Origin of the sequence: Amycolatopsis sp. lyj-90, assembly GCF_046549035.1 — a bacterium.
Lineage (GTDB): Bacteria > Actinomycetota > Actinomycetes > Mycobacteriales > Pseudonocardiaceae > Amycolatopsis.
The window spans coordinates 1-12,783 of sequence record NZ_JAJPWP010000006.1; the positions used below are offsets into that span (position 1 = coordinate 1).

At 71.1% G+C, this 12,783-nt stretch carries 10 protein-coding genes and 1 pseudogene; 1 reads left to right on the top strand and 10 read right to left on the bottom strand.

Annotated elements, in window-relative coordinates; genetic code table 11:
• Nucleotides 1–359: 359 nt before the first annotated feature.
• The 4 genes from ACLJPX_RS23175 to ggt form a co-directional block, all read right to left on the bottom strand.
• A complete protein-coding gene (locus tag ACLJPX_RS23175; RefSeq protein WP_410601931.1) occupies nt 360–860 on the bottom strand; it encodes a flavoprotein in 501 nt (166 codons plus the stop codon).
• Nucleotides 857–2,296 carry an RsmB/NOP family class I SAM-dependent RNA methyltransferase gene (locus ACLJPX_RS23180; protein WP_410601932.1) on the bottom strand — a complete coding sequence of 480 codons (1,440 nt, stop codon included), beginning with the start codon at nt 2,294–2,296 and terminating at the stop codon, nt 857–859. The genes ACLJPX_RS23175 and ACLJPX_RS23180 overlap by 4 nt, the downstream gene beginning before the upstream one ends.
• Complete coding sequence (gene fmt, locus ACLJPX_RS23185) at nt 2,293–3,219, bottom strand: methionyl-tRNA formyltransferase (RefSeq protein WP_410601934.1); 927 nt, start codon at nt 3,217–3,219, stop codon at nt 2,293–2,295. The genes ACLJPX_RS23180 and fmt overlap by 4 nt, the downstream gene beginning before the upstream one ends.
• Before the next feature lie 200 nt (nt 3,220–3,419).
• Nucleotides 3,420–5,234, bottom strand: a complete 1,815-nt coding sequence (gene ggt / locus ACLJPX_RS23190) for a gamma-glutamyltransferase (protein ID WP_410601935.1) — start codon at nt 5,232–5,234, stop codon at nt 3,420–3,422.
• A gap of 97 nt (nt 5,235–5,331) precedes the next feature.
• On the opposite strand from ggt, the gene ACLJPX_RS23195 reads away from it, so the two are divergent.
• Entirely contained in the window at nt 5,332–6,711 is a 1,380-nt protein-coding gene (locus tag ACLJPX_RS23195; protein ID WP_410601936.1) for a hypothetical protein, read from the top strand.
• A gap of 82 nt (nt 6,712–6,793) precedes the next feature.
• On the opposite strand, the gene ACLJPX_RS23200 is transcribed toward ACLJPX_RS23195, so the two are convergent.
• From ACLJPX_RS23200 to mihF, 6 genes and pseudogenes are all read right to left on the bottom strand, one after another.
• The gene (locus ACLJPX_RS23200) at nt 6,794–8,887 is read right to left on the bottom strand and encodes a primosomal protein N' (protein WP_101606742.1); all 2,094 of its coding nucleotides are present in this window, start codon (nt 8,885–8,887) and stop codon (nt 6,794–6,796) included.
• Between the two features lie 116 nt (nt 8,888–9,003).
• Complete coding sequence (gene metK, locus ACLJPX_RS23205; protein ID WP_168214541.1) at nt 9,004–10,206, bottom strand: methionine adenosyltransferase; 1,203 nt, start codon at nt 10,204–10,206, stop codon at nt 9,004–9,006.
• Nucleotides 10,207–10,302: 96 nt separating this feature from the next.
• The gene (gene coaBC, locus ACLJPX_RS23210; RefSeq protein ID WP_410601937.1) at nt 10,303–11,523 is read right to left on the bottom strand and encodes a bifunctional phosphopantothenoylcysteine decarboxylase/phosphopantothenate--cysteine ligase CoaBC; all 1,221 of its coding nucleotides are present in this window, start codon (nt 11,521–11,523) and stop codon (nt 10,303–10,305) included.
• The gene (gene rpoZ, locus ACLJPX_RS23215; protein ID WP_005152353.1) at nt 11,516–11,785 is read right to left on the bottom strand and encodes a DNA-directed RNA polymerase subunit omega; all 270 of its coding nucleotides are present in this window, start codon (nt 11,783–11,785) and stop codon (nt 11,516–11,518) included. The genes coaBC and rpoZ overlap by 8 nt, the downstream gene beginning before the upstream one ends.
• A pseudogene (gmk, locus tag ACLJPX_RS23220) lies at nt 11,782–12,439 on the bottom strand (guanylate kinase). The gene rpoZ and the pseudogene gmk overlap by 4 nt, the downstream one beginning before the upstream one ends.
• The gene (gene mihF, locus ACLJPX_RS23225) at nt 12,436–12,753 is read right to left on the bottom strand and encodes an integration host factor, actinobacterial type (protein ID WP_003096398.1); all 318 of its coding nucleotides are present in this window, start codon (nt 12,751–12,753) and stop codon (nt 12,436–12,438) included. The pseudogene gmk and the gene mihF overlap by 4 nt, the downstream one beginning before the upstream one ends.
• Nucleotides 12,754–12,783: the final 30 nt, after the last annotated feature.

Below are 12,783 nucleotides of genomic sequence, written 5' to 3' on the forward strand. Positions count from 1 at the left end.
TGATCACGCTGGACAGTTCTTTCACAAGCCAGCAAGGCAGTGGCTTTCTGAGTCACCACGCGACCAAGACCGGACCCTAACCACACAACAAGCGGTCACACCAACCCTGACACTGAGTGGCTTTCGCAACATGCCCTGTCGGGTGGCAAGTCCTTGAACAGCGCCTGCCGGTCTCAAGGCCGCCAGTGGTCACCTCGTACGTCACGTGGGCGAGCGCGAGGTGTCGCTGAGGGAGGGGTGTGTGGATTTCCGGTCATCCAACGCACCAGAATCCACACGGTCGGTGCCACTTCTCCCCGATTAGAACGCTAATCGCCACTCACGACCACCTCGAGCTAGGTGCCCCGCACCCGCTAGGGCTAAGGGAGCAGGTCCAGCACGGAAGTCCAGGGCTCGTCCGGAGTGAGCCTCGCGGTGGTGACACCGGCGGAGGCGAGCGTGTCGAGATGGCGTCGCCACGCCGGATGGTGCACCCGTGTGTCCTGGATCTGATACCCCAGGACGATCGTGATCCCCGGCGTGCCGAGGACGTCACCGAGCAGGGTCAGCGCCTGGTTGTCGGCGATGCCCAGCGCCAGTTTCGCCACGGAGTTCGCGGACGCGGGCGCGAACAGGAACACCGAGGGATCCGGATGCGGCCGGGGTTCACCCGGCAGCCGGGAGGTGCTGCGGACCGGCAGATCGGTGCTCTTCTCCAGGTCACCGATCCCGCCGGTCTTCTCCAGCCAGCGCGCCGCGGTGGGGGTCAGCGTGATCGCGAGCTCCCAGCCGCGGTCCGCGGCCGGTTGCGCGAGCTGCGCGGCGAACCGGGTGTCCAGTCCGCCGCACGAGCTCGCGACCAGGCCGAGGACCCTGGTCACCCGGCGGTTTCCGGCTTCCGCAGGACGGCGCAGAACATCGCGTCGGTGCCGTGACGGTGCGGCCACAGCTGGACGTACGGGCCGTTGCCGAGCTGCGGGACGTCCGGGAAGAACGGCCGCGCGTCCACGATCTCGGCGCCGGCGCGGCGCGCGGTCTCCCCCACGACGCCTTCGGTCTCGGCCAGATGCGGCGAGCACACGACGTAGGTGACGATGCCGCCGGGGCGGACCAGGTCCAGCGCCGCGGTGATCAGCTGGCCCTGCAGTTTCGTCAGGTCCGAGATGTCGCTGGGCTGACGGCGCCAGCGCGCCTCCGGGCGGCGGCGCAGCGAGCCGAGCCCGCTGCACGGCGCGTCGACCAGGACGCGGTCGTAGCCCGGTTCGAGGCCGGTCTCGCGGCCGTCGGCGACGTGGATGGTCACCGGGAGCCCCTGGACGGCGTTCTCGATCAGCTTCGCGCGGTGCGGCGCCTTCTCGACGGCGTCCACGGTCGCGCCGCCGATCGACGCGAGCGCGCCCAGCAGCGCGGCCTTTCCGCCCGGCCCGGCGCACAGGTCCAGCCAGCGCTCGTCGGAGCCCTTGAGCGGCACCTTGGTGACGGCGACGGCGCACAGCTGGCTGCCCTCGTCCTGCACCGCGGCCAGCTTTTCCTTGATCGGCTCGACATCGCCGGGGTCACCGGAGCCCGCGGGCATCCGGACGCCGTAGGGCGAGTACGGCGCGACGTCGCCGCCGGTGATGGCGGCCAGCTCGTCGGCGCTGATCTCGCCGGGGCGGGCGACCAGGTGCACGTCGGGGCGCTCGTCGTCGGCTTCCAGCGCCGCCTTCAGCTCGGCTCCCTTGTCCCCCAGCGCTTCCGCGAAGGAACGGGCGACCCAGCGCGGGTGCGCGGTCCGCAGCGCGTAGGCACCGATCGAATCGACGGCCTCGTCCGGAGCCAGCTCGTCGAGCCAGGTCTCTTCGTCCTTTTCGGACACCGAGCGCAGCACGGCGTTGACGAAACCCGCGATCCAGGAACCGACTTCGGCGCGAACCAGGTCCACAGTGGACCCGACGGCGGCGTGCTCGGGGATGCGGGTGCGCAGCAGCTGGTACGCGCCGAGGCGCAGGCCGTCCAGCACCACGGCGTCGACCTTGGCCAGCGGGCGGTCGACGAGGCATGCCTCGATGACGGCGTCCAGCATGCCGACCGCGCGGCAGGTGCCGTAAGTCAGTTCGGTGGCCAGCGCGGCGTCCCGGCCGGAGATCCGGCGGTTGCGCAGCAGCTGCGGCAGCACCAAGTTCGCGTACGCGTCCTCTTCACGGACGGCGCGCAGCACGTCGAAGGCGACCTGGCGGGCCGGGTCGATCTGCGGCGGGCGGCTGGGCCCTTCCTTACGCGGGCCCGGACGGCCGCGCTCCGGCCTCGACGGCCGGCGTTCCCTACGCTCGTTCACTGCAGGCGCTCTCCTTGTTCGATCCTCGTACCGCGCGCCCAGTCGGTGGCCGCCATCCGCTTCTTCCCCTGCGCCTGCACTTCGCCCAGCCGCACCGGTTTCGACGCCGTGCCAACCAGGACCCGCTTGCGCTCCACGACCATTTCGCCGGGCGGGGGCCCCGGCTCGTCGACGACCGTCACCGGGCCGAGCTTCAGCCGCTCGCCCCGGAACTCCGCCCACGCGCCCGGTTCCGGGCTGACCGCGCGGATCTGCCTGTCGACGGCCGTGCCCGGGTCGGCGAACGAGACGCGCGCGTCCTCGACGGTCACCTTGGGCGCGTAGCTCACGCCGTCCCCGGTCTGCTCGACGGCGCGCAGCGTGCCGTCGGCGATTCCGTCCATCGTGGACACGAGCAGCTTCGCCCCGGACTCCGACAGCCTGCCGAGGAGCTCCCCGGCGGTGTCGGTGGCGGCGATCTGCTCGGTGATCACCCCGTAGACCGGGCCCGCGTCGAGTTCCTTGACGATCCGGAACGTCGAGGCGCCGGTGATCTCGTCCCCGGCGCGGATCGCGGCCTGGACCGGCGCGGCGCCACGCCACGCGGGCAGCAGCGAGAAGTGCAGGTTGACCCAGCCGTGCTCCGGGATGTCCAGCGCCGCCTGGGGCAGCAGCGCCCCGTACGCGACGACGGGGCACGCGTCGGGGGCGATCTCCGCGAGCCGGGCGAGGAACGCGGGGTCGCTCGCTTTCGGCGGGGTCAGCACCTCGATCCCGTGCTCGTCGGCCAGCGCGCCGATCGGGGACCGGACGACGCGGCGGCCGCGGCCCGCCTGGGCGTCCGGACGGGTCACGACAGCGACGACCTCGTGCCGCTCGGACGCGAGGAGCGCGCGCAGCGACGGGACGGCGGGTTCTGGGGTACCGGCGAAGACGAGGCGCATCAACGCACCTCCACCGGGGGGACGGGTACCTCTGACTGGGCGAACATCGCCGCTCAGTCTAGAAGGGCCCCACTCACCCGGCGCGCTCGCTGTCCCCCTGCGCCCCCGCGCGTGCAATGAAAGGCCCGTTACTTGCAAATTTTGCAAGTAACGGGCCTTTCATTGCACCTCCGGCACCGACCACGGAAGCGCGTGAGTCCCTATCGGTGTGGCCAGGGCAGGACGACGGCCGCCGAGCCGCCACCCCGCCGGGTCGGTTCGGCGGCGGCGAGCCACCGGCCGTCCCGCAGCCGTTCGACGCCGGTCGCGGCCCCGATCTCCGCGGGCGCCGTCGAGAAGCCCTGCTGCTTGCCCTTCAGGATCGCGAGCACGTCGGCCTGGTCGAGGAACGACTGCTCGACCTGCGCGGCCGCCGAGTTCCGCTGCGACGCGCGCGGCTCGGCGATCGCGTCGACCAGCTTCAGGCCGCGATCGATCCGGCCGGTGAGGATCTGCAGCACGGTGGTGATGATCGACGCCCCACCGGGTGAACCGACCGCGAGCAGCGGCTTGCCGTGGTCGAGCACGATGGTCGGCGCCATCGAAGACCGCGGCCGCTTGGCCGGGCCCGGCAGGTTCGGGTCGGGCACGCCCGGCGTCACCGGGGTGAAGGAGAAGTCGGTCAGTTCGTTGTTGAGCAGGAACCCGCGGCCCGGCACGACGATGCCGCTGCCGCCCTCCTGCTCGATGGTCAGCGTGTAGGCGACGACGTTGCCCCACCGGTCGGCGACCGTGAGGTGCGTGGTGTTCTCGCCCTCGTACGGCGTCGGCGCGGAGTTCGTCCCCGCGACACACGGCACCGGCTTGCGCGGGTCGGCGGGCGCGACCGGGCTCGTCCCGGCCTTCGCGGGGTCGATCAGGCACGCGCGGCTGTCGGCGAACTTCTGGCTGATCAGTTCCTTCGCCGGGACGTCCACGAAGGCCGGGTCGCCGATCCACCGGTTGCGGTCGGCGAAGGCGTAGCGGGTCGACTCGAGGAAGTAGTGCAGGTAGTCGGCCTTCTCCAGCTTGCTCAGCTTCTTGTTCTCGAGGATGTTCAGCGCCTCGCCGACGGTCAGCCCGCCGGACGACGGCGCGGGCATGCCGTAGACGTCGAGGCCCCGGTACTCGGTCTTGGTCGGCTTCCGCTCGACGACGCGGTACTTGGCGAGGTCGGCCGCGGTCAGGTCACCGGGCCGCACGTTCAGTGCCGAGGCCGGGTCGACTGGCGGTTTCCGCACGGTGTCGACGACGTCCGCGCCGATCGGCCCGCGATAGAGCGCGTCGGTGCCCTTCGCGGCGAGTTGCGCGTACGTGCCCGCGAGGTCCGGGTTCTTGAACGTCGTGCCGACCGCGGGCGGCGCCCCGCCGGGCAGGTACAGCGACCGGGTGGACGGGAACGCCGAGAAACGGGCGGCGTTGTTGGCGATCTGGGTATTGAAGGTCTGATCGACGGTGAAACCCTTGCGAGCCAGTTCTTCGGCGGGTTTGACCGCCTTCGCCAGCGACTTGGTCCCCCATTTGCGCAGGGCTTCCTGCCAGGTGGCGGGCGTGCCGGGCACCCCGACGCTCAACCCGCTGGTGACGGCCTCGGCGAACGGGATCGCCTTGCCGTTCTCGACGAAGAGGTTCTCGTTCGCCGACGACGGCGCGGTCTCACGGCCGTCGAGGGTGTGGACCTTGCCGCTGCGCGCGTCGTAGTAGACGAAGAAGCCGCCACCGCCGACACCGGCGGAGAACGGGTCGGTGACGCCCAGCGCGGCGGCGGTCGCGACGGCCGCGTCGACGGCGTTGCCGCCCTCGCGCAGGATCTTCGTGCCGATCGCGGTCGCGTCGACGTCGATACTCGAGACGGCTCCCAGGTAGCCGACGGCGATCGGCGATTTCGGTGGCGTCGGTGGACCCGCCGAGGCGATCCCCGGTGCGGCGACACCGACCAGGGCGGCTATCGCGGTGACTGCGGTGATGCGTACCGGAGTGCTTCTGTGCGCGGCCATGGCGCGAGTCTGCCTCGCCTGTCCACCCCGGACAAGACCCGTCCAGACCTGCGAACGTCGGTAGTGCGGCCCTGCCCGGATGAGCAGAATGCGGTCCATGAAGACTCCCGGCAAGCGATGGAGCGCGCTCCTGCCGCTGCTCGTCGCTCTCCCCGTCCTCGCGGTCCCCGGCGTCGCGCAAGCCGAAAGCGCACGTGGCTGCTTCGACGACTCGGCGGCGATCACCGTCGAGGAGAAGCGGCTGACCGCGACGATGCCCTCGGGCGGCCCCGCGGTCGGCCCGGAACTCGTCCGGCTCGCCGGATTCGACAAGCTCGTCTCCGAGTTCACGACGCGCCTCTGCGGGACGAAGACCGCTCCGCGCGCGGAGAAGCTCGCGGAGACCGCCGGTGACGGGCTCTGGCGGACCGCCGTCGACCGCGCGCAGGGCCGCCGTCCCGATCTCGGCGGCATCGACAAGGCCGACGACCGGCCGCTGTACTGGGCGCGCCTGCAGATGAGCAAGGCACTGCGCCAGTGGACGCCGCGCTTCCCGCTGTCGGCTCCCGCCCGGGCAGACCTGCTGAAGACGTTCGACGTCGGTGCCCGCGGCCTCGACGACTCCCGCTTCCCCTCCGGTCCGAAGCTGCGCCGGGTGCTGGTGAGCGGATTCGACCCGTTCACCCTCAACGGCGCCGGCGTCCGCATCGCGAACCCGTCGGGCGCGGCCGCGCTGCACCTGGACGGCAAGGTGATCCCGACGCCGACCGGTCCCGCGCTGGTGCAGGCCGTGTCGTTCCCGGTGGTGTGGAGCTACTTCGACGCCGGGATCGTCGAGGCGGCGTACGGCAAGGCGTTCAAGGACCGCTTCCGCCGTCCGGAACTGATCATGACGATCAGCCAGGGCCGTCCCGGCCGGTTCGACATCGAGCGCTGGGCCGGTGCCTGGCGCGGTGGTTCGCCGGACAACCTCGACGAGCCCGTCCGCGGCCCTGTCCCGCCCGCCACCGGCTGGCCGCAGCCGGACGCCCAGTTCATCGAAACCACGCTGCCGTACGAAAAGATGCTCGCCGCGCCCGCCGGGGCATACCAGGTCTTGTACAACCAGGCGTTCTGCGTCTGGCCGGACAGTGGCCTGCCGGGGACCGGAACGGCCGTTTGCCGGACGGACGCGCCGAAGCCCGGCGAGATCGCGGCTTCCGGCGGCGGCGGCAACTATCTGTCGAATGAATCGATGTATCGCAGCAACCGGCTGCGGACGGGACTCGGCCTGACCGGGATCGCGGGCGGGCACCTGCACACGCCCGTGCTCGGCACCCCGGCCGATCCGGCGGCCCTGACCGACGCCGATTTCGAGGCGCGGCGGGCGGCGATCTCGTCGCAGATCGTCTCCCTGCTCACGGCCGCCCTCGGCGGCTCCGCCACGAAGCCCGCTACGCCCGCTACGGGCGCTTCGCCCCGCGCCGAGGTCCTCGCGACCCCCGGCACGACCCTCTAGCCCCCTGCAATTCGTCCTCTAGTTGCGGTAGTTCAGCGTCGAACTACCGCAACTAGAGGACGAAACGCGGGCGAGCGGAGGGCTAGATGAGTTCGAGCGGGTCGAGCTGGATCCGGATGGGTTCGGGGGCCTTGCGCGCGTCCCGTCTCGCGGCGGCGGCGTGGACGGCGGCGGCGAGCGCCTTCCCGTCCGGACGCGCGACGCGGACCAGGGCCCGCTCACGTTCGGCGTTGCCGTCCTCGTCGACTTCGCCGAGCGGCACCGGGCCCAGCACCTCGCCCGTCTCCGGCAGGGGGAGGTCGTCGAGCAACCCGGCGACCGCGTCCGGGGTGCCTTCGATACTCGCCATCCGCATCGCGGGCGGGAAGCCGAGTTCGCGCCGCTCGGCCAGTTCCAGGCTCGCGTGCCAGCCCGGGTCCCAGCGCACCAGCGCCTGCACGACCGAGAGACCCGCTTCCGCGCCGACGAACACGCGACCGCCTTCGGTCCCCGGCCGCACCAGGGCCGCGGCCGCCATCCAGCGGCGCAGGGTCTCCTCACCCGCGCGCAGATCCTGCCGTCCCAGCAACGCCCAGCCGTCCAGCAGCAGTGCCGCGCCGTAGCCGCCCTCCGCGACCGGCTCGGCCCCGGGCGTGCACACAATCAGCGCCGGTTTTCCGGGCACCGACGCCAAAACCTCCGTCGCGCCCGAGGTCCGCACCGGGAATCCGGAGAACGCGCGGCCCAGTTCCTCCGCGGTCCGCTTGGAACCGACGACGACCGCCCGCAGGCGGACGGAACCGCAAGCGGCGCAATGGAAGTTCGTCTCGGGGACACCGCACCACCGGCAGGCGGGCGGCCTCGGCGCGCCGTCGATCAGCCCGCCCGGCAAGGAAAGCGGGCCCGCGCAGCGACGGCAGTGCGCGGACGTCCGGCAGTTGCCGCAGGCGAGTCCCGGAACGTACCCGCGACGCGGAACCTGGACCAGGACGGGGAATCCGCCCGCCAACGACTGCCGTGCCGCCTCGAAAGCGACCGACGGGAGCCGTGCCGCCTTCGCCGCTTCGTCCCGGGCGACGTCGAAGTCCTCGCCGACCGGCGTGACCCGCGGCGCGGCCGCCCGCAGTTCGGGACGGGCCGCCAGGAGCGGCTGCGCCCAGCCCGACTCCACCAGGAACTGCGCCTCCGCGGTCCGCGCGAAACCGGCGACGAGCATCGACCCCTTCGCGGCGTGCGCGCGGTCCATCAGCACGTCGCGGACGTGCGGATACGGCGCGTGCTGGTCGAGGTGGACGTCGTCGCCGTCGTCCCACACCACGAACAGGCCGGGATCGGCGACCGGCGCGAACATCGCCGCGCGGGTGCCGACGACGACGCGCACCGCGCCGCGCAGCACCGCGAGCCAGCGGCGGTACCGCTCGGCGGGGCCCAGCCCGGCGATCAGCGCGACCACTGCATCGGCTCCCATCAGCTGGGAACAGGCGTCGTGCAGCCGCGTGAGATCACGGTGGTCGGGGACGACCATCACGACACCTCGTCCGGCCGCGGCCGCCACCGCGGCGGCTTCGGCGAGCCGTCGCGGCCAGTCCTCCCCCGGCAAGGCCTGCCAGACGGCGTTGGCCGGACGCCGTTCCGCGACGGCCTCCAGGAACGCCGGACCGCTCTGGTACTTCTCCCAGGCGGTGGTTTCGGGCGCCTCCGGCGTCGGCGCGGGCTCGGCGGACGGCTCGCCCTCGACTTTCGCGTGCCTCGACGGGATCGCCAGCCGCAGGACGTCGCTGAGCGTGCCGCCGTACCGGTCCGCGACCGACCGGCAGAGCGTGTGCAACGCCGGGGGCAGGACGGCCTCGCTGGACGTCACCCTGTCGATGTACGCGAGCTTGCCGGTGAACTCCGTCGTGTCGGCGCGCTCGACGAGATACCCGTCGACGAGCTGGCCCGCGAACCGGACGCGCACCCGGCAGCCGGGCACGGCGGTCTCGTGCAGCTTCTCGGGGATCCGGTAGTCGAAGGTCCGGTCGAGATGCGTGAGCGGGATGTCCACGACGATCCGCGCGACCGGGTTCTCGGGCGCGGGGTTCTGCGCTCCGCGGCGGCTGGCGGTTTTCGCGCGGGACGGTTTGGCCTTCCGCGCCGGCTCGGCCTTCGGAGGCTCCGGAAGGTCCCACAGAGGGGTCGGTTCGGAACTGCTGCTCACCCGGTGATCTCTACCAGACTCGCTCGCCGCTCTCCGTCACCGCGTGCAATGAAAGGCCCGTTACTTGCAAATTTTGCAAGTAACGGGCCTTTCATAGCACTACTGGACCGAAGCGATCAGGCGCCCGCGGCCGACTTCAGGTCCGCAGCCCGCGCCGTGCTCTCCCACGGGAGACCCAGCTCGGGACGGCCGAAGTGGCCGTACGCGGCCGTCGGCGCGTAGATCGGGCGAAGCAGGTCGAGGTCGCGGATGATCGCGGCCGGGCGCAGGTCGAAGACCTGCGTGATGGCGCTCTGGATCTTCGACGGGTCGACCGTCTCGGTGCCGAACGTCTCGACGAAGAGGCCCACCGGGGCCGCCTTGCCGATCGCGTACGCGACCTGGACCTCGGCGCGCGTGGCGAGACCGGCGGCGATGACGTTCTTCGCCACCCAGCGCATCGCGTACGCGGCCGAGCGGTCGACCTTGGACGGGTCCTTGCCGGAGAACGCGCCGCCACCGTGACGGGCCATGCCGCCGTAGGTGTCGACGATGATCTTGCGGCCGGTCAGGCCGGCGTCACCCATCGGTCCGCCGATGACGAAGCGGCCGGTCGGGTTGACCAGCAGCCGCACGTTGGAGGTGTCGAGACCGAGTTCGGCGAGCTCCGGGGCGACCACGTGCTCGCGGACGTCGACGCCGAGCATCTGCTCCAGGTCGATGCCGTCCGCGTGCTGGGTGGACACGACCACCGTGTCGAGCCGCACCGGCTGGTCGCCGGCGTACTCGATGGTGACCTGGGTCTTGCCGTCCGGGCGCAGGTACGGCAGCACGCCGTCCTTGCGGACCCGGGTCAGCCGCTGCGAGAGCCGGTGCGCCAGCGCGATCGGCAGCGGCATCAGCTCGGGGGTGTCCGAGCAGGCGTAGCCGAACATCAGGCCCTGGTCGCCGGCGCCCTGGCGGTTGATCTCGTCCTCGTCGGACTCGACGCGGGACTCGTACGCGGTGTCGACACCCTGCGCGATGTCGGGCGACTGCGAGCCGATCGCGACGTTGACGCCGCACGAGTTGCCGTCGAAGCCCTTGGCCGAAGAGTCGTAGCCGATCTTCAGGATCACGTCGCGGACGATGGTCGGGATGTCCGCGTAGGCCTCGGTGGTCACCTCACCGGCGACGTGCACCTGTCCGGTGGTGATGAGCGTTTCGACCGCGACCCGGCTGCGCGGGTCCTTGGCCAGCAAGCCGTCCAAGATCGAATCGCTGATGGCATCACAGATTTTGTCGGGATGACCCTCAGTCACCGATTCCGATGTGAACAGTCTGCTCGTGGACGCGGTCACGGTGGCCGTCACTCCCTCACCTAGACGTCTGGTGCCCACAAAGTTAGGCACCCCCAGCTTGATGCTCAAGCCTACTGACTATCGGTGAAAGGCCTCTCAACGCTTCATCAAGGTCACAACAGCGTCCCACAATGTGGACGCCAGCTCGGCCTTGGCGCCGAGCGGGATCGGGATCTCGGTCCCGTCCGCCCCGAGCAGCCAGCCCGAGTTGTCCTCGGTCCCGAACGCCTTTCCCTCGCCGACGGCGTTCACCACCAGCAGGTCCGCGCCCTTGCGCTTCAGTTTGACCCGGGCGTGGTCGAGGACACCGCCCTTGTCGTCGCCGGTTTCCGCGGCGAATCCCACGACCAGCTGGCCGTCGATCCGGTTGCGCACCAGTTCGGCCAGGATGTCCGCGTTCCGGGCCAGTTCGACGACCGGGTCCGGCGAATCGTCGGACTTCTTGATCTTGTGTTCGGCCCGGTTCGACGGCCGGAAATCGGCGACGGCGGCGGCCATCACGACGACGTCGGCGGACGCGGCCTCGGCGTGCATCGCTTGGCGCAGTTCCTCGGCGGTGGACACGTGGACGACCTTCGCGCCCGCCGGATCCGGCAGCGCGATGGTGTGCGCGGTGACCAGGGTGACCTCGGCGCCGCGCTGGGCGGCGACGCGGGCCAGCGCGTAGCCCTGCTTGCCCGACGAACGGTTGCCCAGATAGCGGACCGGGTCGAGCGGCTCACGGGTGCCGCCCGCGGAAATCGCCACGCGCACGCCTTCGAGGTCGCGCGGGAGGGCGTCCGGCACGGCGAGCAGGAGCCGGGCCAGGTCGACGATCTCGGCCGGGTCGGCGAGCCGTCCCTTGCCGGTGTCCTTGCCGGTCAGCCTGCCCGCGGCGGGTTCGGCGACGACCAGGCCGCGCGAGCGCAGCAGCGCCACGTTGTCACGGGTGGCCGGGTGCTCCCACATCTCGGTGTGCATCGCCGGGAAGAAGGCGACCGGGCACCGGGCGGTGAGCAGGGTGTTCGTCAGCAGATCGTCCGCGATGCCGTGCGCGGCCTTGGCGAGCAGGTTCGCCGTGGCGGGCACGACGATCACCAGATCGGCTTCCTTGCCGACGCGGACGTGCTGGACCTCGGGCACTTCGGTGAAGACGCCGGTGTGCACCGGGTTCCCGGACAGTGCCTCGAAGGTGGCCGCGCCGACGAAGTTCAGCGCGGCTTCGGTGGGGACCACGCGGACGTCGTGACCGGATTCGGTCAGTCCGCGCAGGACCTCACAGGCCTTGTAAGCGGCGATCCCGCCGCCCACGCCCAGAACGACCCGGGGCCTACTCACCCTCGGTGTGCTCGAGCAGGCCACCGTGGATCTCGCGCAGGGCGATGGACAGCGGCTTCTCGCGCGGGCCCGGCTCGACCAGCGGGCCGACGTACTCCAGCAGGCCCTCGCCCAGCTGGGCGTAGTAGTCGTTGATCTGGCGAGCGCGCTTGGCCGAGTAGATCACCAGCGCGTACTTCGAGCTGACCTTCTCGAGGAGGTCGTCGATGGGCGGGTTGGTGATGCCTTCGAGCTCTTCGTGCAGCGTGGCCTGAGTCGTCACTCGTGGTGCTCCGAATCTTCGGTGTTACTGGTCGCCGGTTATCAAGTTTAGCAACTGCTCGGCGGCGTCTCGCACGTCGGCGTTGACGACGCGCTCGTCGAACTCCCCGGCTGCGGCGAGTTCGCGCTCGGCCTCGGCCAGCCTGGCCTTCACCGCGGCCTCGTTCTCGGTGCCGCGGCCGGTCAGCCTGCCGACCAGTTCGTCCCACGACGGCGGCATCAGCATCACCAGCCGCGCCTCCGGCATCGCCTTGCGGACCTGCCGCGCGCCCTGGAGTTCGATCTCCAGCACGGCGTTGCGCCCGGCGGCCAAAGCCCGCTCGACGGGCTCACGCGGGGTGCCGTAGCAGTTACCGGTGAACTCGGCGTGCTCCAGCAGCTCGCCCGCGGCGACCATGCGGTCGAACTCGGCGCGGTCGACGAAGTGGTAGTGCTCGCCGTCCACCTCACCCGGCCTCGGCTTCCTGGTGGTCACCGAGACGCTGAAATAGATCTCCGGATCCAGCTTGCGCAGCTCCCCCGCCACGCTCGACTTCCCGACCCCCGAAGGCCCTGATACGACCGTGAGCCGGTGCCGGGAAGAAACTCCCGCCACCGGCTCACCGCCGCGGTCAGCGCCCGGGATCACCGGGTGGTCCTGACCGGTGCCGCTCACTCGCCGCTGAATTCGGCCAGCAGCGCCTTGCGCTGCCGGTCGCCGAGGCCGCGAAGACGACGGCTGGGTGCGATCTCCAGTCGTTCCATGGTCTGCTGGGCACGGACCTTGCCGACGCCCGGAAGAGCCTCGAGCAGAGCCGAGACCTTCATCTTGCCGAGGACTTCGTTCTCCTCGGCCTGCTTCAACACGTCGACCAGAGTGGTACCGCCCCGCTTCAGCCGCTCCTTCAGCTCAGCACGGATGCGGCGGGCGGCGGCGGCCTTCTCCAGCGCCGCAGCGCGCTGTTCCTCTGTCAGCTGGGGAAGTGCCACGTTTTCCTCCGGTAGTTCTCAAATCTGGGT

Bases quoted from the DNA above. Each gene is read 5' to 3' on its own strand.
- fmt (WP_410601934.1), bottom strand. From the start codon at position 3,219: ATGCGCCTCGTCTTCGCCGGTACCCCAGAACCCGCCGTCCCGTCGCTG.
- ggt (WP_410601935.1), bottom strand. From the start codon at position 5,234: ATGGCCGCGCACAGAAGCACTCCGGTACGCATCACCGCAGTCACCGCG.
- ACLJPX_RS23195 (WP_410601936.1), top strand. From the start codon at position 5,332: ATGAAGACTCCCGGCAAGCGATGGAGCGCGCTCCTGCCGCTGCTCGTC.